At 67.5% G+C, this 23,448-nt stretch carries 23 protein-coding genes; 12 read left to right on the top strand and 11 right to left on the bottom strand.

Features of this window, described 5'->3' with window-relative positions; all coding sequences use genetic code 11:
* Positions 1-6 precede the first annotated feature (6 nt).
* Complete coding sequence (locus tag WT24_RS27870; protein WP_060036440.1) at positions 7-1,302, bottom strand: O-acetylhomoserine aminocarboxypropyltransferase/cysteine synthase family protein; 1,296 nt, start codon at positions 1,300-1,302, stop codon at positions 7-9.
* 146 nt (positions 1,303-1,448) lie between these two features.
* Between WT24_RS27870 and WT24_RS27865 the strand changes: the two genes are divergently transcribed.
* Entirely contained in the window at positions 1,449-2,120 is a 672-nt protein-coding gene (locus WT24_RS27865; RefSeq protein ID WP_059504163.1) for an O-methyltransferase, read from the top strand.
* Between the two features lie 9 nt (positions 2,121-2,129).
* Here WT24_RS27865 and WT24_RS27860 read toward each other — a convergent pair whose 3' ends face one another.
* The 3 genes from WT24_RS27860 to WT24_RS27850 form a co-directional block, all read right to left on the bottom strand.
* Positions 2,130-3,281: a DUF1176 domain-containing protein gene (locus WT24_RS27860; protein WP_060036439.1), complete on the bottom strand. Its 1,152-nt coding sequence runs from the start codon at positions 3,279-3,281 to the stop codon at positions 2,130-2,132.
* Positions 3,282-3,602: 321 nt separating this feature from the next.
* Positions 3,603-4,355 (bottom strand): bifunctional 2-polyprenyl-6-hydroxyphenol methylase/3-demethylubiquinol 3-O-methyltransferase UbiG, encoded by a 753-nt coding sequence (locus tag WT24_RS27855; RefSeq protein WP_060036438.1) that lies wholly within the window; start codon positions 4,353-4,355, stop codon positions 3,603-3,605.
* Between the two features lie 13 nt (positions 4,356-4,368).
* Positions 4,369-4,995: a LysE family translocator gene (locus tag WT24_RS27850; RefSeq protein ID WP_059504156.1), complete on the bottom strand. Its 627-nt coding sequence runs from the start codon at positions 4,993-4,995 to the stop codon at positions 4,369-4,371.
* 165 nt (positions 4,996-5,160) lie between these two features.
* Here WT24_RS27850 and WT24_RS27845 point away from each other — a divergent pair, with 165 nt between their 5' ends.
* The 3 genes from WT24_RS27845 to WT24_RS27835 all read left to right on the top strand — a co-directional run bounded on the left by WT24_RS27845 (position 5,161) and on the right by WT24_RS27835 (position 7,604).
* Entirely contained in the window at positions 5,161-5,961 is an 801-nt protein-coding gene (locus WT24_RS27845) for a helix-turn-helix domain-containing protein (protein WP_060036437.1), read from the top strand.
* 120 nt (positions 5,962-6,081) lie between these two features.
* Positions 6,082-6,501, top strand: coding sequence for a hypothetical protein (locus WT24_RS27840; protein ID WP_059504152.1), 420 nt, complete (start codon positions 6,082-6,084; stop codon positions 6,499-6,501).
* A 101-nt stretch (positions 6,502-6,602) separates the two neighbouring features.
* Entirely contained in the window at positions 6,603-7,604 is a 1,002-nt protein-coding gene (locus tag WT24_RS27835; protein WP_060036436.1) for a LysR family transcriptional regulator, read from the top strand.
* Between the two features lie 261 nt (positions 7,605-7,865).
* Here WT24_RS27835 and argG read toward each other — a convergent pair whose 3' ends face one another.
* From argG to WT24_RS27820, 3 genes are all read right to left on the bottom strand, one after another.
* Positions 7,866-9,203 (bottom strand): argininosuccinate synthase, encoded by a 1,338-nt coding sequence (gene argG, locus WT24_RS27830; protein ID WP_006496064.1) that lies wholly within the window; start codon positions 9,201-9,203, stop codon positions 7,866-7,868.
* Between the two features lie 318 nt (positions 9,204-9,521).
* The gene (locus WT24_RS27825) at positions 9,522-10,592 is read right to left on the bottom strand and encodes an FUSC family protein (RefSeq protein WP_059504148.1); all 1,071 of its coding nucleotides are present in this window, start codon (positions 10,590-10,592) and stop codon (positions 9,522-9,524) included.
* A gap of 193 nt (positions 10,593-10,785) precedes the next feature.
* Positions 10,786-12,318 carry a sensor domain-containing diguanylate cyclase gene (locus WT24_RS27820; RefSeq protein WP_060036435.1) on the bottom strand — a complete coding sequence of 511 codons (1,533 nt, stop codon included), beginning with the start codon at positions 12,316-12,318 and terminating at the stop codon, positions 10,786-10,788.
* A gap of 579 nt (positions 12,319-12,897) precedes the next feature.
* Here WT24_RS27820 and WT24_RS27815 point away from each other — a divergent pair.
* The 4 genes from WT24_RS27815 to WT24_RS27800 all read left to right on the top strand — a co-directional run bounded on the left by WT24_RS27815 (position 12,898) and on the right by WT24_RS27800 (position 16,940).
* Positions 12,898-14,433, top strand: coding sequence for an amino acid permease (locus tag WT24_RS27815; RefSeq protein WP_060036434.1), 1,536 nt, complete (start codon positions 12,898-12,900; stop codon positions 14,431-14,433).
* 263 nt (positions 14,434-14,696) lie between these two features.
* Complete coding sequence (locus WT24_RS27810) at positions 14,697-14,942, top strand: DUF3717 domain-containing protein (RefSeq protein ID WP_034205373.1); 246 nt, start codon at positions 14,697-14,699, stop codon at positions 14,940-14,942.
* Positions 14,943-15,109: 167 nt separating this feature from the next.
* Entirely contained in the window at positions 15,110-16,027 is a 918-nt protein-coding gene (locus WT24_RS27805) for a LysR family transcriptional regulator (protein WP_059504142.1), read from the top strand.
* Positions 16,028-16,136: 109 nt separating this feature from the next.
* The gene (locus tag WT24_RS27800; protein ID WP_060036433.1) at positions 16,137-16,940 is read left to right on the top strand and encodes an alpha/beta fold hydrolase; all 804 of its coding nucleotides are present in this window, start codon (positions 16,137-16,139) and stop codon (positions 16,938-16,940) included.
* Between the two features lie 40 nt (positions 16,941-16,980).
* Here WT24_RS27800 and WT24_RS27795 read toward each other — a convergent pair whose 3' ends face one another.
* Together WT24_RS27795 and WT24_RS27790 are read right to left on the bottom strand one after the other, a co-directional pair.
* Positions 16,981-17,334, bottom strand: coding sequence for a hypothetical protein (locus WT24_RS27795; RefSeq protein ID WP_059504137.1), 354 nt, complete (start codon positions 17,332-17,334; stop codon positions 16,981-16,983).
* A gap of 276 nt (positions 17,335-17,610) precedes the next feature.
* On the bottom strand, positions 17,611-18,231 hold the full coding sequence (locus WT24_RS27790; RefSeq protein ID WP_060036432.1) for a TetR/AcrR family transcriptional regulator: 621 nt from the start codon (positions 18,229-18,231) through the stop codon (positions 17,611-17,613).
* A gap of 95 nt (positions 18,232-18,326) precedes the next feature.
* Between WT24_RS27790 and WT24_RS27785 the strand changes: the two genes are divergently transcribed.
* Entirely contained in the window at positions 18,327-19,568 is a 1,242-nt protein-coding gene (locus tag WT24_RS27785; protein WP_060036431.1) for a glycosyltransferase, read from the top strand.
* A 15-nt stretch (positions 19,569-19,583) separates the two neighbouring features.
* On the opposite strand, the gene hutC is transcribed toward WT24_RS27785, so the two are convergent.
* Together hutC and WT24_RS35860 are read right to left on the bottom strand one after the other, a co-directional pair.
* Positions 19,584-20,279, bottom strand: coding sequence for a histidine utilization repressor (gene hutC, locus WT24_RS27780; RefSeq protein WP_034205366.1), 696 nt, complete (start codon positions 20,277-20,279; stop codon positions 19,584-19,586).
* Positions 20,276-20,905, bottom strand: coding sequence for a hypothetical protein (locus WT24_RS35860; RefSeq protein ID WP_373557246.1), 630 nt, complete (start codon positions 20,903-20,905; stop codon positions 20,276-20,278). Before WT24_RS35860 ends, hutC begins: the two co-directional genes overlap by 4 nt.
* Positions 20,906-21,084: 179 nt before the next feature.
* Between WT24_RS35860 and WT24_RS27775 the strand changes: the two genes are divergently transcribed.
* From WT24_RS27775 to WT24_RS27765, 3 genes are all read left to right on the top strand, one after another.
* Positions 21,085-21,858 carry an ABC transporter substrate-binding protein gene (locus WT24_RS27775; RefSeq protein WP_060036430.1) on the top strand — a complete coding sequence of 258 codons (774 nt, stop codon included), beginning with the start codon at positions 21,085-21,087 and terminating at the stop codon, positions 21,856-21,858.
* A gap of 159 nt (positions 21,859-22,017) precedes the next feature.
* Positions 22,018-22,707, top strand: coding sequence for an ABC transporter permease (locus tag WT24_RS27770; RefSeq protein ID WP_059504127.1), 690 nt, complete (start codon positions 22,018-22,020; stop codon positions 22,705-22,707).
* On the top strand, positions 22,704-23,417 hold the full coding sequence (locus WT24_RS27765) for an ABC transporter permease (protein ID WP_060036429.1): 714 nt from the start codon (positions 22,704-22,706) through the stop codon (positions 23,415-23,417). Before WT24_RS27770 ends, WT24_RS27765 begins: the two co-directional genes overlap by 4 nt.
* The last annotated feature ends 31 nt before the right edge of the window (positions 23,418-23,448 follow it).

The following is a 23,448-nucleotide window of genomic DNA, read 5'->3' as shown; positions in this document are numbered from 1 at the left end:
TTCCGGTCAAAGCTGCGCGAGCGCCTGGTCGAGATCGGCGAGCAGGTCGTCGATATGCTCGATGCCGATCGACAGCCGCACCGTTTCTTCCTTCACGCCGGCCTTCGCGAGTTCGGCCGGCGACAGTTGACGGTGCGTGGTCGATGCCGGGTGCGTCGCGAGCGACTTCGTATCGCCGATGTTGACGAGCCGCGTGAACAGCTTCAGCGCATCCTGGAACTTCGCGCCGCCGTCGCGTCCGCCCTTCACGCCGAACGTCAGGATGCCCGGCGCACGGCCCGACAGGTAGCGCGCGACGAGCGGATGGTCGGGGTGATCGGGCAGGCCCGCGTAGTTCACCCATTCGACGTGCTCGTGGCGCGCGAGGTGCTGCGCGATCCTCAGCGCGTTGTCGCTGATCCGCTCGACGCGCAGCGCGAGCGTCTCGATCCCCTGCAGGATCTGGAACGCATTGAACGGCGAGATCGCCGCCCCCATGTTGCGCAGCGGCACCACGCGGGCGCGGCCGATATAGGCTGCCGGCCCGAACGCATCGGTATAGACGACGCCGTGATAGCTGACGTCCGGCTCGTTGAGCCGCTTGAAGCGGTCCGCGTGCTCGGCCCACGGGAACTTGCCCGAATCGACGATCGCGCCGCCGAGGCTCGTGCCGTGCCCGCCGAGATATTTCGTCAGCGAGTGCACGACGATGTCCGCGCCGTGTTCGAACGGGCGCAGCAGGTATGGCGACGGCACCGTGTTGTCGACGATCAACGGGATGCCGTGGCGATGCGCGACCTCCGCGAGCGCGGCGATGTCGGTGACGTTGCCGAGCGGGTTGCCGACCGATTCCGCGAAGATCGCCTTCGTGCGCGCATCGATCAGCGGTGCGAACGAAGCGGGGTCGCGCGGATCGGAGAAGCGCGTGGCGATCCCGTATTGCGGCAGCGTATGTGCGAACAGGTTGTAGGTGCCGCCGTACAGCGAACTCGCGGACACGATGTTGTCGCCGGCTTCGGCGATCGTCTGGATCGCATACGTGACGGCGGCTTGCCCCGATGCGAGCGCGAGGGCGCCGATGCCTCCCTCGAGCGCGGCGATCCGCTGCTCGAGCACGTCCGTCGTCGGGTTCATGATCCGCGTGTAGATGTTGCCCTGGACCTTCAGGTCGAACAGGTCGGCGCCGTGCTGCGTGTCGTCGAATGCGTACGCAACGGTCTGGTAGATCGGGACGGCGACCGCGCGCGTGGTCGGGTCGGGACGATAACCGCCGTGCACGGCGATGGTTTCGAGGCGCCAGTTCGAATTGGCCTGATCGGTCATGGGTGCTCCGTTTGTTGTTGTGAAGATCGAGGGTCCTGCCGTCCGGCGATTATAGGAGCACGTGCGCGGCTGCCCTTAGAACGAATGGTGTGTTGCTTATCGGGCGCGGCGCATAGAATGTTTTTTCCGCAGACGAGAGGTGCGCGATGGATCAGGATCGATGGAACCAGGTGGATGCGTATTTGTCGGCGACGCTCGTGCCGTCCGACGCTGCGCTCGATGCCGCGCTGGCGGCGAGCGACGCGGCCGGGCTGCCCGCGATCAACGTCGCGCCGAATCAGGGCAAGCTGTTGCAGCTGCTCGCGACGATCCGCGGCGCGCGGCGGATTCTCGAAGTCGGCACGCTCGGCGGCTACAGCACGATCTGGCTGGCGCGCGCGTTGCCGCCGGGCGGCTCGCTCGTGACGCTCGAGCTGAACCCGGCACACGCGAAGGTCGCGACGCAGAACATCGCGCGCGCCGGCTTGGCGGCGGTCGTGTCGGTGGTGGTCGGCAGTGCGAAGGACAGCCTGGCGCGGCTCGTCGAAGCCGGTGAGGCGCCGTTCGATTTCGTCTTCATCGATGCGGACAAGGACAACAACGCCGTTTATCTCGACGCGGCGCTGAAGCTGTCGCGGCCCGGCACGGTGATCGTCGTCGACAACGTCGTGCGAAACGGGCGCGTCGCCGATCCGGGCAATCGCGAGCCGGACGTGGTCGGCGTGCGCGACGGGTTCGCGCGCCTCGCGGCCGAGCCCGCACTCATGACGACCGCCGTGCAGACGGTCGGGCAGAAGGGCTGGGACGGATTCTCGATCTCGATCGTCGGTGCCGCGTGACGTGACGCGTCAGTGCGGGCTGCCGGCAGCGTCGGCCCGGCGATACAGGCGCGGCCACCGAGCCTCGAACAGGCCGTTGCAGGTGCTGTGCGTTGCGAGGCCGTCGAGCACGAAGCGCCGGCCGTCGAAGACCCACGATGCGGTCGAGCCGCAATCGCCGGCGCTGCGCAATCTGACCGTGCTCGACAGCGTCGCGCGGGCGGAATCGTAACTGGCGTCGGTCAGCTCGTTCGCGAACGACGCCGAATCGAGGCCCGCGCTCGCGTTCTCGCCGAAATTCATCGCGGCCGGCATGTACGGCGCGGTGCGGCGCACGCGATACCACAGGTCGGTGTGGTTATACAGGCTGCTGGTCTGGCACGGGATCGCGACGAGCGCCTCGTCGGACGAGATCGCGACGGCGCGCGACGCTTTCCTGCGGTCGCTCGCCGACATTTCGTCTTCGACCTCGGCTGCACATTGCTTCACGTCGGCGCCGAATTTCGCGAGCACCGCGTCGACGAGCGGCCGCTGTTCGGCGCTCGACAGGGTCGAGTCGGCCGGCGGCGCGGGCGTGACCGCGGGCGGCAACGCGGGCGCGGCCGGTACCGACGACGCAGGCCGGGCGCCGGGGCGCGACAGCGCCGTGACCGTGCCGACGCGGCCCTGCGTATCGTCGATCAGCAGCAACGCGGCATTCAATCCCGACAACGGCGTACGCGCGGTGGGCGCCGATGCCGGATCGCCGAGGCTCAGCAATTGGGCATTACGCGCTGCGGCCAGCCACGCGGCCACCGTGGCCGGATCGTTGGTCCGGATCCGGAACGGGCGGGCTTCGTCGTCGGTCTTGTCGCCGAACGTATGCCATTGCGCCGGCATCGCATCGAACGGTCGGCCGTCGACGCGGGCCGTGCGCAAGTCGATCGGCGCCGATGCGTAAAGGTCGAGCGACGGTTGCGCGTCCGGGCCGGCGTCGCGCGTCACGCGCAGGATCAGGCCGGCGCGTGCATCGTCGATATCGTCGGCGTGACTTTCCGCGATACAGCGATTGCCGTTGTCGCAGACGACCGACCAGCTCTTGAACTCGCGTTCGACCGGCGGCCGCGACAGCGGACGGGCGTGCGTGACGATCGGGGAAGCGGCGAGGAGGGCGGCGACGGCGAGCGAAAAACGGGGCGACATGGCGGTTCGGATCGACTGGGAGGGAGGCGGGCGGATGATGCCGGACTGCAAGCGCATCGTCAGCAAGCGGTGCAGGTCGAGTGCAGTGGCGCGAACGGCATCCAGTATACCGCTGCAATGGGGAGGAACGATGTGACGAAACGGTGCGCGAGCACGCACGTAGCCGATCGACGCGCAAGCGGCGCGATGCCGGCAGGCACCGCGCCGTTCGTTTCGTCGACTGGCAGCCGCGCCGCGTCGGACGTCGCGCCGCACGATCCGGGATGCGTATGCGGTGAACACGCTGCCCACCGCCGGCCGGCGCAATCGACGCACCCGCGCTCACGCGCGGCAGATCGCGATGATCTCCGCGCTGGTCGCTTCGTCGAACGGAGCGTGGTCCCAGTCGCCGCACCAGTCGGCCGACGCGAAACCGGCCGCCGCCACGCGCGCCTCCAATTCGGCGTGCGCGATGCAACGCAGCCGGCTCGTATTCGTCAGCACCGTATCGTCGCGACGGAAGCGGTAGTGCGTATCGAACGTCACGATCGCGCCGTCGATCGCCCGCACCGCGTGATGGAGATCGACGATGCCGAATGCGTGCGATTCGACGCTGCGCGCCGACTGCGCGGGCGTCCATGCCCGCCACGGTTCGGTGCGCGGGTTGCGGGTCTCGAACAGGAAGCGGCCACCGTCGGCAAGTACGCGCCGCACGCCGCGCAGCGTCGCGTCGATGTCGTCGTCGGTCAGCAGGCACTGGAACGCGTGTCCGGTCATCACGACCGCATCGAACGGCGCACCGGGCGGCAGGCCGTCGAGCGCGCACGCGAACCAACGGACGGCATCGGCGCCCGGCTGGCGTCGCGCGTAATCGATCATCGCCGAAGCGGGATCGATCGCGACGACGTCATGCCCGGCTGCCGCCAGCCGTCGTGCGAACGTGCCGGTGCCGCAGCCGAGATCGAGGATGCGTTGCGGGGCGGCGCCGATCTCGGCGGCGTAGAACGCGAAGTCCCGATCGCCGGCGTTGAACAGGTCGTATACCGCGACGAGGCGCGGGTCGGTGTAGAGCAGGTCCGCGCCGGCGCGCGTCATGCGGCCGCGCGCATCAGCGCTGCTGCACGGCCACGCGCAGCCCGAGCGCGATGAAGATCGAACCGATGATCTTGCCCTGCCAGCGCGTGAGCCACGTGAGCCGCTTCACGATGCGGCCGAGCGGGCGGATCGAGCACGCGATCAGCGTCGTATAGAGCGAGCTGAGCACGACGAAGATCAGCCCGAGCACCGCGAATTGCACGAACGTCGAGCCGCGTTCCGGATGCACGAACTGCGGCATGAACGCGAGAAAGAACAGCGCCGTCTTCGGATTCAGCACTTCGGCGGGAATCGCCTGCAGGTACGCCTTGAGCGGCGTGACCGGCGATACTTGCGGCAGCGACGGATCGGCAGCTTTCTCCAGCAGCGCGCGCACGCCGAGATAGATCAGGTACGCTGCGCCGGCCAGCTTCACGACGTTGAACGCGAGCGCCGACGTCATCAGCAGCGCGGACAGCCCGACGGCCGCGAACAGCGTATGCACGAAGTCGCCGCTCGCGACGCCGAGGCCGGTCAGGATGCCGGTCTTGCGCCCGCCCTGCACGGTGCGGCTCAGCACGAGCAGCACGGCGGGGCCGGGAATCAGGAACAGGCCCAGGACGACGGCCGTGAAGGTGGTCAGCGTGGTCAGGTCGAACATGGCGGCTCCGGCAGGTTGGCGCAGCGACGGGGGATCGCCGCATTGTATTCGGTTCGTCGCGCGGCCGCAGACGCCTCGTCGAACGGCACGGCTGCGCCGGCGCCTTTCTGGTATAAGCACGAAAGGACGCGTCGGCGTCCGGCCTTTTCCACAGCCCGTCGTTCCATGCGCGACCTTCCACCGATTACCGATCCCGCCGCGGACGCCGACGTCTATCACGTGCCGCGTCCGCTCGTGGTGTTCGGCGGCTCGGTCGTCGAGCCCGAATGGCGGCTGGAGCGGCACAGCCATCGTCAGGCCCAACTGCTCTACACGCTGAGCGGCGTCGTCTATTGCGAGATCGACGGCGGCGTGTGGAGCGCGCCGCCGCAATGCACGGTCTGGATTCCGGGCGACGTCCCGCATGCGGCGCGCGGCTCGGCCGGCGCGACCTTCTACGCGGTCCTGGTCGAACCCGACGCGGCGCTCGACCTGCCCACGCGCTGCTGCACGCTGGCCATGTCGCCGTTGTTGCGCGAGCTGCTGCTGAAGGCGGCCAGCTTCCCGAACCTGTACGACGTCGACGGGCCGCAAGGGCGGCTGGTGGCGACGCTGCTCGACGAACTCGTCGCGGCGCCGGTCGAGGACTTGTACCTGCCGATGCCGGCCGATCGCCGGCTGCGCAAGCTGATCGACCACCTGCTCGACGATCCGGCCGACAAGTCGCCGCTGCCCGAACTCGCCCGGCGCGCGGGCATCAGCGAGCGCAGCCTCACGCGCCTCGCGACGAAGGAACTCGGGATGAGCCTCGGCGACTGGCGCCGGCGGCTGCACGTCGCGCTGTCGCTGCGGATGCTGACGACCGGCCGCCGCGTGCATCAGATCGCGATCGATCTCGGCTACGAGAGCGCGAGCAGCTTCGTCACGATGTTCCGCAAGGCGACCGGCAAGTCGCCGATGCAATTCCTGACCGACCGGCAGCGCTGAACGGCCGGACTGCGCGCCCGCGCACGTTTGGCCGGATTGAAAAAGCAGTTGGCCGGGATGAGAAATGACGCATGAGGTCCCGCTCCATAGAATGAGAATCGTTCTCATCTGGAGGCCGACATGCAAATCGTCACGACTGAATTCCCGTTTGTCTGGCTGCGTTACAGCGGCTCGCCACCGACCGATCCCGCCCGCCTGATTGCCGAACTCGACGCGCTGCTCGCGCGCCGCGAACGCTTCGTTCTTCTGACCGACGATGCGCCGTCCGGCGACGATCGCGCCGACAACGATCACGAGATACGCAAGCAGCTCGCGAAATGGAGCAAGGCCAACCGCGCGCTGTCGCGCGAATGGATCCCCGGGATGATCGCGATCGAGCCCAACGCGGCGCGGCGCGTGGCGCTCAATGCTTTTTCGGGTGCCTTCGAGAAGGTCTGGGGGTATCCGCTGAATGCGGCGGCGAGCCGCGACGACGCGCTGGCGCTCGCGCAACGGCTGCTCGCCGAACCGGCGCGCAGCATCGCGGCGGCGAACGCCTGACGCGACGGCGGCGCGAACCGCGCGGCTTGCGTCGACATCGGCACGCAGGCGCAGTGCGCGAACGCGCGCTGCGGCATATCGCAACCACGCAGAGGTGTTGGGTGGACAATCCGATCCGCGCGATGCGCATCTTCACGCGCATCGTCGAAATGAACAGCTTTACGCGCGCGGCGCAGGCGCTCGGCATTTCGCGCGCCACCGCGACGCGCACCGTGCAGGAGCTCGAAGCGGCGCTCGGCATGCCGTTGCTGGTGCGCACGACGCGCGCGTTGCGGGCGACGCCCGAAGGCGACGCGTACTACCGGCGCTGCGTCAGCATCACGGCGGACGTCGACGAGCTCGAAGCCAGCATCCGCGGTGCCGCACTGCGTCCGAGCGGGCCGCTGCGCGTCGAGTTGCCGGCGTCGGTGGCGGGCGCGATCGTGTTGCCGGCGCTCGGCGAATTCAACGCACGGCATCCCGATCTCGAACTGATGCTCGCCGTGGCCGGGCGCGCGGTCGATCGCATCGGCGACGCGATCGACTGCAGCATCCGGCTCGGTGCGCTGCCCGATTCGTCGCTCGTCGCGCGCCGGCTCGGCGCGCTCGAGCGTGTGACGTGCGCGAGCCCCGCGTATCTCGACCGCTTCGGCGTGCCGCGCACGCCCGACGAGCTGGGCGCGCATCGCGCGGTGGGCGCGTCGCACGTGTGCGGCCACCGTCCGGCCGAGCTCGAGTTCGCGGTGGACGACGCCGTGCGCAAGGTGCGGCTCGACGGCATCGTCGGCGTGGACGACGAGCAGGCGTATCTCGCCTGCGGCGTGCACGGCCTCGGGCTGATCCAGCCGACGCGCGTGGCCGCGCAGCCGCTGATCGAGGCCGGGCGATTGCGGGAGGTGCTGCCCGGCTGGCAGCCCGATGCGCTCGCCGTGTCGGCCGTCTACGTGAAGCGCCCGCATGTATCGCCCGGCGTGCGCGCGTTCGTCGACTGGATTGCGGAGCGTTTCGTGCAGGCCGTGAAGGAACACACGGGGCTAGCGGCGGCGGGGGCAGTGGGGTGGCGGCCGGCGCAGGCAGTCGTCGCTGCGTGCGACCGTTATGGCGGGCTGGTAGCGGTGGCCTGACGGCGGTATGGGGCCGGCAAGCCGTCAAGCGGTTGCGAGGCGGAATGTACTGGCCATCCGATCCCGCTCCCGAGCCGACAGCTTGCCATGACCGGCGCGGCGATGCAGTGCCGGCGATGCGTCACGCGGCGGGATGCGAATGCGGAAGGAAGGGGAAAGGCGGGGGAGGCGGCAGGCTGCATGCGTAATGAGGCGCCACACGTGCAGCCTGCCCGACCGTGCCGCATGCAAGCGATGCGGCACGGCGTCGAACGAAGCGACTTACTTGTCGCCGTCGCCCTTGATCTGCGGCAGTGCCGACGCTTCGCCCGGCGTCAGCAGCCCGACTTGCGAATACACGCGCAGCTTGTCGCGCGTATCGGTGATGTCGAGGTTGCGCATCGTCAGCTGGCCGATCCGGTCGCGCGGCGAGAACGTCGACGCAACCTTCTCCATCGACAGGCGCTCCGGCTGATACGTGAGGTTCGGCGACTTCGTGCTCAGGATCGAGTAGTCGTTGCCGCGGCGCAGTTCGATCTTCACTTCGCCGGTGATCGCGCGTGCGACCCAGCGTTGCGCGGTTTCGCGCAGCATGATCGCCTGCGGGTCGAACCAGCGGCCCTGGTACAGCAGGCGGCCGAGGCGGCGGCCGTTTTCGCGGTACTGCTCGATCGTGTCTTCGTTGTGGATGCCGGTGACGAGACGCTCGTACGCGATGTACAGCAGCGCGAGGCCCGGAGCTTCGTAGATGCCGCGGCTCTTCGCCTCGATGATGCGGTTCTCGATCTGGTCGCTCATGCCGAGGCCGTGGCGGCCGCCGATGCGGTTCGCCTCGAGCAGCAGCTCGACCTGATCCTTGAACTCGACGCCGTTCAGCGCGACCGGCTGGCCGGCTTCGAAGCGCACCGTCACTTCCTCGGCGGCGATCTTCACGTCGTCGCGCCAGAACGCGACGCCCATGATCGGGTTCACGATCTTGATGCCGCTTTCGAGGCTTTCCAGATCCTTCGCCTCGTGCGTCGCGCCGAGCAGGTTCGAATCGGTCGAATACGCCTTCTCGGCCGACATCTTGTACGCGAAGCCGGCCTGGTTCATGAATTCGGACATTTCGGCGCGGCCGCCGAGCTCGTCGATGAACGTCTGGTCGAGCCACGGCTTGTAGATCTTCAGATCCGGGTTCACGAGCAGGCCGTAGCGGTAGAAGCGCTCGATGTCGTTGCCCTTGTACGTGCTGCCGTCGCCCCAGATGTTGACGCCGTCTTCCTTCATCGCGGCGACGAGCATCGTGCCCGTCACGGCGCGGCCGATCGGCGTCGTGTTGAAGTACGTGACGCCGGCGGTCGTGATGTGGAACGCGCCGCTTTGCAGCGCCGCGATGCCTTCGGCGACGAGCTGCGCGCGGCAGTCGATCAGGCGGGCGCCGGCTGCGCCGTATTCGATCGCGCGTTTCGGGATCGCGTCGTAATCGTCTTCGTCGGGCTGGCCGAGGTTCGCCGTGTATGCGTACGGGACGGCGCCCTTCAGTTTCATCCAGTGCAGCGCGGCGCTGGTGTCCAGGCCGCCGGAGAAGGCGATACCGACCTTCTGGCCGGTCGGGAGGCTTTCGAGAATCGTGCTCATAGGAATTACCGTGGATTGAAGCCGGTGGGATCGTATTTCGCGGAATATGCGAGTATCGGCTGTCCGGGAAGATGGGGCAAGGGTTGATTTTGGTGCGGCACCGTCGTCGCGCCCGTCGCGGCGGGCCTGACGGGCGGTTAACCGGCTGGAGAACCGCCTGCGGAACGGCGTCGTCGCGCCGCCGAAACACGTGCGGACGAGCCAGGGGCCGGCCGGATTTCCAGGGCCGGATCGGCCGTCGAGCCGGGGCGCGGTTGCCAGCGCGTCGCCTTGCCGCAATGAAAGGCATATGAAAGGCTGGCGTGTAAAACCGGGGCTTCAGATATTCCACGACCGCGCGGTATCGAGCAGCCGCTCCCGCAACTGGTCGACTTCGCCGGCCAGCTTGGCCGTGATCGACACGTAGCCGGACAACTGCGGCGGCACCGCGTCGTGCGGCGCGTCGGCCGGCCGGCGGCGCGGCGCGAGCCGGCTCGGCGTGCCGAACTTGAGCGCGCGGCTCGCGCCGACCAGCGTGTCGCGGATGCGCCGGTTCACCGTCTTCATCTCGACGCGCATGTATTCGCGGGCCGCCGCGTCGTCGTGGGCCGGCAGCGCGCTCGACAGGATCTCCAGATAGCCGATGCACAGGCGCAGGCTGCGCTGGATCGCCTCGAGTTGCGCCATCGACGTCTCGCATTCCTTCGCCACCGACGGCATCAGCGAGCGCAACTGCACGAGCAGCGCGCTCAGCGCGGCCATTTCCTTCAGGTGCGCGTCGTCGCTCACGTGGCGGTCGCCCGCGAGCCGCGCATGCACGGCCGCGCACGCGCGCAGCGCGTCGGCGAGCTTGTAGCGCCACGAATAGGTCGCGTAGAGCGGCAGCGCGAACGAGAACGCGAGCGCGATCGCGATGCCGGCCAGCACGTTCACCGCGCGCCACAGGCCGTCGACGATCTCGTTGTCGCCGTGCCCGGCGACGATCACCATCGTGATCGCCGACAGCAGCGCGATGTAGCCGGCCTTGCCGATCGCGTGATACGCGCAGACGCCGCACCCGACGGCCATCAGCAGGTAGATCGCGAACGGCGCGTGCAGGAACGAGTAGAGGAGGATCAGCCCGAGCCCCGCCAGTGCGCCGATCGATGTGCCGAGCGCGCGCTCGGCCGCCTTCTTGCGGATATTGCCGTGGTGCTGCAGCCCGCCGACGACGATCAGCACGGTGATCGTCGACCATTCGCCATGCGGCACGTTCAACCCGGTGGACAGCGCGATCGACACGAGAATCGCGAGCGCGACGCGCGCCGCATGGATCAGCTTCGCATGCCGGTAGCGGCGATACGGGTCGAGCAGCGGGCGAAGCGCGTGGCGCACGAGCGGTGGCAGGCGGGTGGGGAGCGGGGCGGTCATGGCGGAGCTGAGGGTGGCCGGAATGCGCACGGCGGCTCGCGCGGGCCGGCGCCGCGCCGCATGCGCAGCTGACGTAACGCTAGCCGAACGCGCGCGGGCTGTCCACGGCGCGGCCGCCGGGCGGGGCGGCAGGCGGCCGCATCGGATCACGCGGCTGGTCGTATCGAGGCGCATCAAGGCGCATCGCGGCGCGTCACGCGTCGGCCGCGCTCGACTGCGCGTCCAGCACGCGGTTGCGGCCGCCTGACTTCGCGCGGTACAGCGCTTCGTCGGCGCGCCGCAGCAGCGTCGCGGCGTTCATCCGGCCGTCGGCGGCGGTGGCCGTGCCGATGCTGGCCGTGACGCGCCCGTACGGACTTTTCACGTGTTCGATGTCGAGCCCCGCGATCGCGCGCCGGATGCCTTCCGCGACGGTCGCCGCGCCCGGCGCGTCGGTGTCGGGCAGCGTGACGACGAATTCCTCGCCGCCGTAGCGCGCGACGTGATCGCCGTCGCGGCGCAGGCAGCGCGACAGCGACTGCGCGACCTGGCGCAGCACGTCGTCGCCGGCCGGGTGGCCGTAGTAGTCGTTGAACGCCTTGAAGTGATCGACGTCGACGAACAGTACGGACAACGGGCGGCCGCTGCGCGACGCGCGCTGCGCCTCCTTCGCGAGTACCGTGTCGAACGTGCCGCGGTTGTCGAGGCCTGTCAGCGAATCGGTGTGCGCGAGCCGGTACAGCTTCGATTCGGCCTCCTGCCGGCGCTTCAGCTCGCGCGACAGCGCGAGCGAGCCCCACGCGATGAACGCCGTGAACAGGCCCATCAGCACGACGGTCCAGATCGCGCGGTGGTACCACGACGCGTAGATGTCGATCTCGGCGGGCGCGACGTCGACGATCAGCGGAAGCCCGGCGAGATGCTTGTACACATAGATGCGCCGTACGCCGTCGATGGCGCCGACGCCGGCCAGCTCGCCGTTGCGGCTGCGCTGCGCGTCGATGAACAGCGGCGAGTCGTGCAGATCGAGGCCGACCACCCGCGTGTCGTACGGCAGGCGCGACACGAGCGTGCCGTTGTCCTCGACGATCGCCGCGCTGCCGTGCCGGCCGACCGCGAGGCCGTCGAGCAGCGCGCGGAAGTAGTCGATGCTGAGCGTGCCGACGACGACGCCGCCGAACCTGCCGTCGGGCCGGGTGATCCGGCGGCTCAGCGCGATCGTCAGCGCGCCGCCGCGCAGCCGCGACGCATACGGCCGGCTGATGTAGAGGCCGGGGACGAGCCGGTCGCGATGCACGGTGAAATAGTCGCGGTCGGCGAAATTGCCTTGCCGTGCGGGCGATGCACTGGAATCGATCGCGATATTGCCGTGCGCATCCATCACGAAAATCGAGCCGAGATAGGCGCCGGTCGCCGCGCGGTCGAACAGCAGCCGGTGGCGTTGGCGCGGCGGCAATGTCGTCAATTCCGGATCGGCCACGCCGTCGACGACGTTTTGCAGCGACAAATCGTAGAGTTCGATATTGCGCGCAATATCGCGTTCGATCAGCAGCATCAGGTTGCGCGCATTTTCGACCGCATGGTCATACGCGTCGCGCCGTGCCTCGATCAAGAGCGACGTGGAAAGTCCCCAACTGAACATCAGCAGGACGATACCCGCCACGAGCACGCCGCGGGGCGACAGAATGCGTGCCACGATCGACGCGGTATGGCGGCGCAGCGTGGCGGGCAGCGGGAATGACTTCATCCTCGGGGGTGGCGGGCGGCGGGTACTCGCGTGGTTGGCGATTCCGTACGCTGATTATTTCGAATTAATCGTCATTATCCCGCGAATTCCTGAATTTCGTGGGCACATGCAAAACATGCATGCGAAGACGGCGATTCGAAACGGTTACGCATCATTACCGCTTTGTGCGCGGGCAATTTGATTTGAATCAATGACCAGTATCGGCTTTTTCGTCTGATTAATGGCGCGTCGATCGGTCGATTTTGCGTATTGACGCGGTATTTGGCGGATCGGGACAGGATCGGGTGCCGCCGACGAGAAATGAAAAATCGAATGACCCGGACGTAATCGGTTTTTGGGCGACGGCATGCGGCGGCCGAAGCGGCCAACCCGTCGATTCCGCGAAATCTCCGGCGTGGCGGCGCTCGGGGCGACCTTGGCTGTCCGCCTGTCGAATCAGGTAGAATCCGCGCTTCGCCGCAGGCGCCCGCCGCGCAACGCGTATCGGGGCCGCATCGAATGCATCGCAGGACGCGCACCGCGCTCCGATTCCGCATGCGCCGGCCACGGATGCCGGCCCGCTCAACGTTCGTCTCGTTTATGTCCGCCATTCCGAATTCCGACCCATCCGGTTCGCCCGCGAACCCACCCAAGCTTCATCGCGCGCTGAAGGCGCGCCACCTGACGATGATCGCCATCGGCGGCTCGATCGGCACGGGCCTGTTCGTCGCGTCCGGCGCCTCGATCTCGCAGGCCGGCCCCGGCGGCGCGATGGTCGCGTACATGCTGATCGGCCTGATGGTCTACTTCCTGATGACGAGCCTCGGCGAGATGGCCGCGTTCATGCCGGTGTCGGGCTCGTTCGCGACCTACGGCGCGAAATACGTGGACGAAGGCTTCGGCTTCGCGCTCGGCTGGAACTACTGGTACAACTGGGCGGTGACGATCGCGGTGGAGCTCGTCGCCGCGCAGCTCGTGATGCACTACTGGTTTCCGGACGTGCCGGGCGTATGGTGGAGCGCGGCGTTCCTCGCCGTGATGTTCCTGCTCAATGCGCTCACCGTGCGCGGTTTCGGCGAAGCCGAGTACTGGTTCGCGCTGATCAAGGTCGTCACCGTGGTCGCGTTCATCGGCGTCGGCCTGCTGATGATCTTCGGCATTCTGAAGGGCGCGCCGGCCAACGGCTGGGGCAACCTGACGATCGGCGACGCGCCGTTCGCGGGCGGCTTGCCGGCGCTGATGGGTGTCGCGATGATCGCGGGCTTCTCGTTTCAGGGCACCGAACTGATCGGCGTCGCGGCCGGCGAATCGGAAAACCCGCGCACGACGATTCCGCGCGCGGTGCGCCAGGTGTTCTGGCGGATCCTGCTGTTCTACGTGCTCGCGATCTTCGTGATCGGCGTGCTGATTCCGTATACCGACCCGAACCTGCTGAAGACGGACGTGACCGACATCGGCGTGAGCCCGTTTACGCTCGTGTTCCGCCACGCGGGCCTCGCGTTCGCGGCCGGCGTGATGAACGCGGTGATCCTGACGGCGGTGCTGTCGGCCGGCAACTCGGGCATGTACGCGTCGACGCGGATGCTCTACAACCTCGCCACCGAAGGCCGCGCGCCGAAGGTGTTCGCGAAGCTGTCGCCGGGCGGCGTGCCGCGCAATGCGCTATATGCGACCACCGCCGTCGGCGCGCTGTGCTTCTTCACGTCGCTGTACGGCGACAAGACCGTCTACCTGTGGCTGCTGAACACGTCGGGGATGACGGGCTTCATCGCGTGGCTCGGCATCGCGGTCAGCCACTACCGCTTCCGCAAGGGTTACGTGAAGCAGGGTTATGCGCTCGACCAGTTGCCGTACCAGTCGAAGTGGTTTCCGTTCGGCCCGCTGTTCGCGTTCGTGCTGTGCCTCGTGATCGCGCTCGGCCAGGATTACCAGGCGTTCCTCGCGAACCGGATCGACTGGGCCGGCGTGGCCGCGACCTACGTCGGCATTCCGCTGTTCGTCGTCGTGTGGCTCGGCTACCGGTTCTTGAAGAAGAGCCGGTTCGTGCGCTACGAGGACATGGAGATCGCGCCGTGGGTCGCCGCGAATCGCGGCGCGCAGCGGCAGCCGGTGGCGAACCGCGAAACCGCGGGCTGACGCACCGGCGCGGCAGCGGCCGTGCGACGGACGACGAAACGGGAAGCCGCGCGCTTCCCGTTTTTTTTGCCCGGCTTTTGCCTGCACGGGGTCAAAGCCGGTTATATTGCCCGATCCTACCGGGCCGCGGCCCGGCCGGCGCGACAGGCGCGGCGCGGATCGGCATCCGGCGCGCGCGGCGCGGCGGCCGGCGAGCGACCCGGCGTTTTCATCGCTCCATCCGGGCCGGCACGGCCCGCGGAGCGCGCAACCCAGAGGAATTCATGAGTGCATCACCCGCCGAGCGGAAGGCCGGACCCGTTTCCATCGTGCGAATCGAAGCCGCGATCAACGCGTGGCGCGAAGTGTACCCGCCGGCGCCGGACGGCGAGGACGGCTACGCGCTCGACGCCGGCAGCAACTGCCTGGCCGAGCTGTACGGCACGATGATCTGCTATCGACTGCCCGACGTGCCGCTCGACTCGCTGAGCCACGAGCAGCGCGACGCGCTGTACGCGACCGAGGTGTGATGCGCGGTCGCGCCGCCGCCGCAAGGCGGCGATGAAACGACGGGAAGCGCGCAGGCTTCCCGTTTTGCTTTGGGCGGCGCGCGTGGCGATCGGCCCTGCCTGCGGTATCGTGGCGACATCATCCGGCCGGGGTTGGGCGCCGGATCGCTCGCCGGGAGGCATCGAACATGGAGTTGAGACACCTCCGCTACTTCGTCGCGGTGGCCGAAGAGCGGAATTTCACGCGGGCGGCGGAACGGCTGCATATCGCGCAACCGCCGCTGAGCCGGCAGATCCAGCAGCTCGAGGAAGCGCTCGGCGTATCGCTGTTCGAGCGCAACGCGCGGCCGCTGAAGCTGACCGACGCGGGGCGCTTCTTCTATTCGCACGCGGTGCAACTGCTCGCGCAGACCACCGAACTCGAATCGATGACGAAGCGGGTCGGCAAGATCGAGCGCAGCATGTCGGTCGGCTTCGTCGGCTCGACGCTGTACGGGATGCTGCCGAAGATCATCCGGCGGTTTCGCAGCGAATATCCGGCCGTCGAGCTGAGCCTGCACGAGATGTCGACGATGGACCAGATCAAGGCGCTGAAGGAAGGGCGCATCGACGTCGGGTTCGGGCGCATCCGCCACGAGGATCCGAGCGTGCGGCGCGTCGTGCTGCGCGAGGAACGGATGATCGTCGCGCTGCCGGTCGGCCACGTGCTCGACAGCGCGAAGCCCGTGCTGTCGTTGCACGATCTCGTGAACGACACGCTGATCATCTTTCCGAAGGCGCCGCGCCCGAGCTATGCGGACCAGGTGCTCGCGGCCTTCCACGATCGCGCGCTGCAACCGCGCAGAATCTACGAAACGCGCGAATTGCAGATCGCGCTCGGCCTCGTCGCGATGGGCGAGGGTGTGTCGGTCGTGCCGCATAGCGTGTACGGGCTGAAGCGCGACGACATCAGCTACAAGCCGCTCGACGATCCGAACCTCGTGTCGCCGATCATCATGAGCATGCGCGCGCTCGATGAATCCGAGGACATCCGCGCGATGCAGGCGCTGATCTACCGGTTGTACGACGAAGCGCAGATGGAGTATCTGCCGCCGCAGCCCGAATGAGCGCGTGGGTGGCAGGGGCTTGCTTGACGCGGTGCGCGCCGGCAGGCCACCATGGCCGGATTCGATGCGGCCGCCGGCGGGCGGCCGCTTTCATGCAGACGATCGACACATGACCGATATCGTGACCGAGGAGACAACCGTCGAGATGCCACAAGGGCATCTCTTTGCGAAACGCTGGCGCGCGGCTTCGGCTCCCGCGCGGCACACGGCTGAGCCGATCGTGCTGCTGCACGATTCGCTCGGCTGCGTCGACTTGTGGCGCGACTTTCCCGCCCAGCTCGCGCGCGTCACGCAGCGCGACGTGATCGCCTACGATCGCCTCGGTTTCGGCCGTTCCGATCGCCATCCGGGCAAGCTCGACACGGCGTTCGTGCGCGACGAGGCCGACCGTGCATTCGCTGCGGTACTGGAACGGTTCGGCGTCGATGCGTTCGTCGCATTCGGCCACAGCGTCGGCGGCGGGATGGCGGTCGGTTGTGCGGCCGCGTATCCGGCGCGTTGCCGCGCGCTCGTGACGGTCGCTGCGCAGGCATTCGTCGAGGATCGCACGCTGGCCGGCATTCGCGACGCGGGGCGGCAGTTCGACGAGCCGGGGCAGCTCGACCGGCTCGCGCGTTATCACGGCGACAAGGCCGAATGGGTGCTGCGCGCGTGGGTCGACACGTGGCTGTCGCCGGCGTTCCGCGACTGGACGCTCGACGACGACTTGCCGCGCGTGCAGTGCGCGACGCTCGCGATTCACGGCGAAGACGACGAATACGGGTCCGACGTGCATCCGAAGCGGATCGCCGCGCGCGTCGCCGGGCCGTCGTCGTTCCTGTTGCTCGCCCGCTGCGGACACATGCCGCACCGCGAGCGAACCGACGACGTGCTGGCCGCCGTCGCGACGTTCCTGCGCGACGCGCCCGCCTGAGCGCGCTCGCCATTCCCGGCGGGTGTGCGCCCGCCGGCCGTCAGAACGAAAGCTGGATCGCGAGATCGATCGCCAGCAGCGCGATCGAGCAGCCGATGCCGAGGATCACGTTCGGCAAGCGGTGCTCGAAATCGCGATGATCCTTGCGCATCGCGGCGCCGAGCAGGAAGATCGCCTCGACGACGATCTGCAGCCCGACGAACAGCAGCATCAGCAGATACTCGTAGCCCATCTGCTTGAACGCGACGAATTGCATCCCGTGATCGCGGATCCACTGGCCGACGCGCAGCAGTTCGTAGACGAACAGCAACGCAGGGAACAGGTAACTGACGATGTAGGTCGGCGCGGTGGCGTGCCGTAGTTCGAGGTGGAAGTGCTGATGCGTGGTAGCCATCACAACCCTCCTTGCAACGCATGATTGCGGTCGCGACGGCGGCGCGATCGCATGCATACGTTGGGGTTTGCCCGATGCACAGTGCGCAGCCGTACGGCATCAGCATACTGCTGCGCGGGAAATTTCGCATGCGATGCGTGCGAGCGTCGTAAAAATGCCGATGCGGGGGCACACATTCGCACGATACGGCGTGTCGTCCGGCGGTGCGGCATGCGATCCATCTGGCCGCCGCCATGCCCGATACCGTTCCCGAATGCGTGGCGTGAACGCGATGCGTCAGCTTTTCGCTTCCGCGCCTTCGATGAACAGCTTCGCGACCGACTGAAACTCCCGTTTCAGCGACAGCCCCGGCACGGTCAGCCAGCGCAGCATGGCGGCGAGATACAGATGATGGAACCAGGTTGCGAGCTGATCGGCCCGCAGCGTGCGGTTCAGTTCGCCGGCCTGCTGCCCGGCGACGATCAGTTGCTGCCACACCGATGCGATATCGCTGCCGTGCTCTCCCGCACGCTCCGGTTCGGCTGCGCCGATGCTCAGGAAGCGGTGCCGAAGGTATGCGAGCAGGTACGCCGGATGTCCCTCGCACCATTCGGCCGACGCGTCGAGCACGCAGCCGATGCGCGACGCGAAGGTCTTGCGCCGCGCGACGTCGTGCTGCAGATGCGCGAGATCGCGTGCGAGTTCGCCTTCGAGCCAGTGCGCGAGCACGGCTTCCTTCGTCGGAAAGTGGTTGTACAGCGTGCGCTTCGCGACATCGGCCTGCGCGGCGATCTGCTCCATCGTGACGGCGTCGTAGCCGTGCGCATCGAACAGGCGCGCGCCGGTCGCGGCGAGATGCGCGAGCATCTGGATGCGTTTGCGTGCGCGGCGGCCCGGATCGTCGGTCGGAATCGTCATGGCAGGGGATTGACTGAAAGTGTGCGGATTGCATTAGTATACGACGTGCACTTTTTTGAATCCAACCTTTTCCGTCGTGCACGAGGAGCTTCCGCATGAAACTCGTCATCGCCACCTACGGCACCGAAGGCGACACGCGTCCGCTCGCGGCGCTGGGCCGCGCGCTGCTGGATGCCGGTCATGACGTCCGGCTGCTGGCCGATGCGGCGACGCTCGGCTCGGCCGCCGCGCTCGGCGTGCCGTCGGCGCCGCTGTCCGGCGATATCCGTCGCGCGATTGCGCCGGACGGCGCGCTGGCCGATGCGGTGCGCGGGCGCGGCGGCTTCAACGATACGTCGAAGGCGCTCGCCGCGATCGCGAATGCGAACACGGCCGCATGGATGCGCGAAGTCGCGGACGCGTCGGCCGGGTGCGACGCGCTTCTCGTGTCGGGGCTCGCGTCGTTCGTCGGGTTGTCGGTCGCCGAGTATCGCCGCATACCGGCGATCGGCACGGGCATGATCCCGATCACGCCGACCGCCGAATTCGCGTCGCCGTTCCTGCCGCCGGGGAAGCTGCCGCGCTGGCTGAATCGCGCGAGCCATCGGCTCGTGAATGCGTTGCTGTGGCACGCATTCAGGAAGTCGACCAATGCCGCGCGCGCCAGCGTATGCGGATTGCCGCCGCGCAAGCACGTGTGGACCGATCATCCGATGCTGTATGGCGTATCGCCGGCGCTGCTGTCCGGCCCGGCGGACTGGCCGGCGAACGTGCATGCATGCGGCCAGTGGCGGATCGATGCGCGTGCGTGGTCGCCGCCGCCGGAACTGTCGGCGTTTCTCGACGCGGGCGAACCGCCTGTGTACGTCGGGTTCGGCAGCATGGCCGGCTTCGATCGTGCGGCGATGGCCGCGGCGCTGACGCAGGCGCTGGCCGGCCGACGCGCGCTGTTCTATCCGGGCTGGAGCGGCGTCGATGCGGCGTTGCTGCCGGCGCACGTTCGCGTGATCGGCGACACGCCGCACGACTGGCTGTTCCCGCGCGTCGCGATGGCGATTCATCACGGCGGGTCGGGCACCACGCATTCGGCCGCGCGGGCCGGCATTCCGTCGGTGGTCGTGCCGTTCGCGGGCGATCAGTTTTTCTGGGCGAACCGGCTGCAACGGCTCGGTGTCGCGGCTGCGCCGGTCGCGGGGCGGCGCGTGGACGCCGCCGCGCTGGCGCGCGCGATCGCATTTGCCGAACGGGGCGAGACGAAGACGCGTGCGACGCAACTCGGTGCGCGCCTCGCGCAAGAGGACGGGTTGAAGCGGGCCGTCGGTGCAATCGAACGCTGGGGGCAACCGCGCGCGACGTGAGCGCGCGCACTGGCATCAGAAATGCCCGGTGAACCGGTAGCGGCTGCCCGGATGCCACAGATTCGCGACCGACGCGACCATCCCCTGCGACCACGTGCGCCGATGCAGCAGCAGGCACGGCTCGCGATCGTCCATCGTCAGATGGCGGCGCGTTTCGGCGTCGGGCATCGCGGCCTCGATCCGGTATTCGACACGCTGCAGCGGCGCGACGCGCGTCAGGTACTGGTTCGGCGTCGTGGTCGTGAAGTCCTGCAGCGCGTATTCGGGCGCGCAGGCCGGATTGACCCAACGTTCCTCGAGCTGCACGGGCGTGTCGTTCTCGAAATGCAGCACGCGCGAATGGAAGATCGGGCTGCCGGTGTCGAGCTGCAGCTCGTCGGCGAGTTTCGCATCGGCGACGGCCGCGCCGACCTGCAGCACCTGCGCGCGATAGCCGTGGCCGCGCGCGGCGACTTCGTCGGAGATGCTGCGGATCGCGACGAGCGTCGATTCGTATTTCGGCGACGCGACATAGGTGCCGGAGCCGCGCGTGCGCGTGAGCACCTGTTCGGCCGTCAGCTCGCGCAGCGCGCGGTTGACGGTCATGCGCGCGACGTTGAATTCGCGCGCGAGCTCGTTCTCCGACGGCACCTGGTCGCCTTCGGCCCATTCGCCGGCATGAATGCGCGCGAGGATGAAGTCCTTGATTTCCTGATAGATCGGTGTGGTCATGGGATCGCGATTTCAGAGTCGGCAGCGGGCCGCCGCCGGATGCCGATCCGGCGCGCGCCCGGCGCCGAGTGTACCGGTTTCGCGGGCGCGCTGGCCCGAATGCCCGAATGATCCCCGTTCGGCCGGCGCGCGTCCATGCGGGATTGCACAGGGCGGCCGGCCTGCGGCGGGCTGCTTGCGGTCGGAGCCGATGCCGGATGCCGATCGCCGGCATGCGCGCGGCCGCCGAACATCGTGTTTCGATAGGACTGCGTTACATTTTTCAGGTTGAAGCCGCTTTCGACGCGAAACTGCGCATGCAGACCGCCACCAAGATCCTCATTGCCGCTGCTCAGCCCGAAGACCGTATTCGACAGAGGCCGCTGCCTTGCTGCCACGCGATCCGTCGCGCGTGTCCGTGCGGCAACGCGTATTCGAATCGACGGAAGCGGGGAGTGCGTGACGCGTGTCACGCGCGGCGGCGGCGGACGCCGGCCAGGGCGGCAACAGGTCGGTGGGGAAATGTCGGTTCGGGTGGTGAAGTCTAGACAACCGACACACACCGTCCGGCCGCCTCCGTACGCCGCGAGAAAGCCGCCTTTCAGCCGGGTGTAATCAATAATTAATTGAAAATTAAGGAAAATCATGCCGGAGATCCTAATCCGCCGACAATTAGAGATAAACACGGATTGCCGGCCTCATCCGTGAAAAGGCAAAGTTGTATGTACAACTTGGAGCGTCGCCGAAACAGGCGATTGCCGGTTGCAAGGGTTCACGGCGGCCAGCCGGCCGGAATCCGCCCCAGTTCGCCTCTGACAGGAACGCCATGAAGAAACTCGCGCTCAGTATTGCCCTCGCCTGCCTCGCGGTCGGTGCCCACGCCAAGGATTGGTCGACGATCCGCTTCGGCGTCGACGCCAGCTATCCGCCGTTCGAATCGAAGGACGCAAGCGGCAAGGTCGTCGGCTTCGACGTCGATCTCGGCAACGAGATCTGCGCCCGGCTGAAGGCGAAATGCGTGTGGATCGAGAACGACTTCGACGGGATGATTCCGGCGCTGAAGGCGAAGAAGTTCGACGGCGTGCTGTCGTCGATGTCGATGACGCCGGCGCGCGCCGAACAGATCGCGTTCTCCGACAAGCTGTTCAACACGCCGACGCGTCTCGTCGCGAAGAAGGGCGCAAACCTGCAGCCGACGGCCGAATCGCTGAAGGGCAAGTCGGTCGGCGTCGAGCAGGGCACGATCCAGGAGACCTACGCGAAGGCGTACTGGGCGCCGAAGGGCGTGCAGGTCGTGCCTTACCAGAACCAGGACGGCGTGTACCAGGACCTGATGTCGGGCCGCCTCGACGCGGCGCTGCAGGATGCGGTGCAGGCCGACATCGGCTTCCTGAAGACGCCGCGCGGCGCGAACTTCGACTTCGCCGGCAAGGATCTCGACGATCCGAAGACGCTCGGCAACGGCGCGGGCATCGGCCTGCGCAAGGACGACGCCGATCTGAAGGCGAAGATCGATCGCGCGATCGCCGACATCATCAAGGACGGCACGTACAAGAAGCTCGAGAAGAAGTACTTCGCGTTCGACGTCTACGGCGGCTGACTGCCCGTACGGCGCGCGTCGCCTGCGTTGCCGGATGCCCCACCCTTCGCGGCAGGCATCCGGCTTGATGAGCAGACCGCATCACGTCGTGCGCAGAACTCATTTGATGCACGGTTAATGGCTATCGACAATCCAGCCACATCGTTCTGGATCCCTCATATGATCTTCCAAGGATTTGGCCCGCTGCTGTGGGCCGGCACGGTCGAGACCGTGAAGCTCGCGGTGCTGTCGCTCGCCGCGTCGCTGATACTGGGCCTCGCGGGCGCGGCCGCGAAACTGTCGGCCAACCGCGGGCTCAAGGCGGTCGGCACGTTCTATACGACGCTGATCCGCGCGGTGCCCGATCTCGTGCTGATGCTGCTGCTGTTCTACGGGATCCAGATCCTGCTGAACGACGCGACCGACCTGCTCGGCTGGGACCAGATCGACATCGATCCGTTCGTGGCCGGCGTCGTGACGCTCGGCTTCATCTACGGCGCGTACTTCACCGAGACGTTCCGCGGCGCGTTCCTCGCGGTGCCGCGCGGCCAGCTCGAAGCCGGCTTCGCGTACGGGATGAGCGGCTGGCGCGTGTTTTACCGGATCCTGTTCCCGCAGATGATGCGCTTCGCGCTGCCGGGCATCGGCAACAACTGGCAGGTGCTCGTGAAGGCCACCGCACTCGTGTCGATCATCGGCCTCGCCGACGTCGTGAAGGCGTCGCAGGACGCCGGCAAGAGCACGCTCGATTTCTTCTTCTTCACGCTGGCCGCGGGTGCGATCTACCTCGCGATCACGACGGTGTCCAACGTCGTGCTGCATCACCTCGAGAAGCGTTATTCCGTCGGCGTCCGGAGGCTCGCACTGTGATCGAACTCGTTGGCCAGTACTGGCAAAGCTATCTCTATTCCGACGGCTACCGCTTCAGCGGCCTCGCGATCACGCTGTGGCTGCTGGTCGTGTCGATCGCGTTCGGTTTCGCGCTCGCCGTGCCGCTCGCGATCGCGCGGGCGTCGTCGAACCGCTGGATCTCGGGGCCCGTATGGCTCTATACGTACGTGTTCCGCGGCACGCCGCTCTACGTGCAGCTGCTGATGTGCTACACGGGCATCTACAGCCTGCAGGTCGTGCACGACCACGTGCTGCTCGACACGTTCTTCCGCAATGCGATGAACTGCACGCTGCTCGCGTTCGTGCTGAACGAATGCGCATATGCGACGGAGATCTTCGCGGGCGCGATCAAGGCGACGTCGGCCGGCGAGATCGAGGCCGGGATGGCCTACGGGATGTCGCGCTTCAAGCTGTATACGCGGATCATCCTGCCGTCCGCGCTGCGCCGCTCGCTGCCGAGCTACAGCAACGAAGTGATCCTGATGCTGCACGCGACGACGCTCGCGTTCACCGCGACCGTGCCCGACATCCTGAAGGTCACGCGCGACGTCAATTCGGCTACCTACATGTCGTTCCAGGCCTACGGCATCGCGGCCGTGCTGTATGCCGTCGTCGTGTTCGCGCTCATCTGGGCGTTCCGCAAGCTCGAGACGCGCTGGCTCGCGTACCTCGCGCCGCGCAGCCATTGATGCATTCACAAGATCCGCAACGAAGGACCCA

Origin of the sequence: Burkholderia sp. MSMB1078WGS (assembly GCF_001528895.1) — a bacterium.
Taxonomy (GTDB): Bacteria; Pseudomonadota; Gammaproteobacteria; order Burkholderiales; family Burkholderiaceae; genus Burkholderia.
The sequence above is the reverse complement of the archived record's forward strand: the minus strand, read 5'-3'. Positions and strand labels throughout refer to the sequence as shown.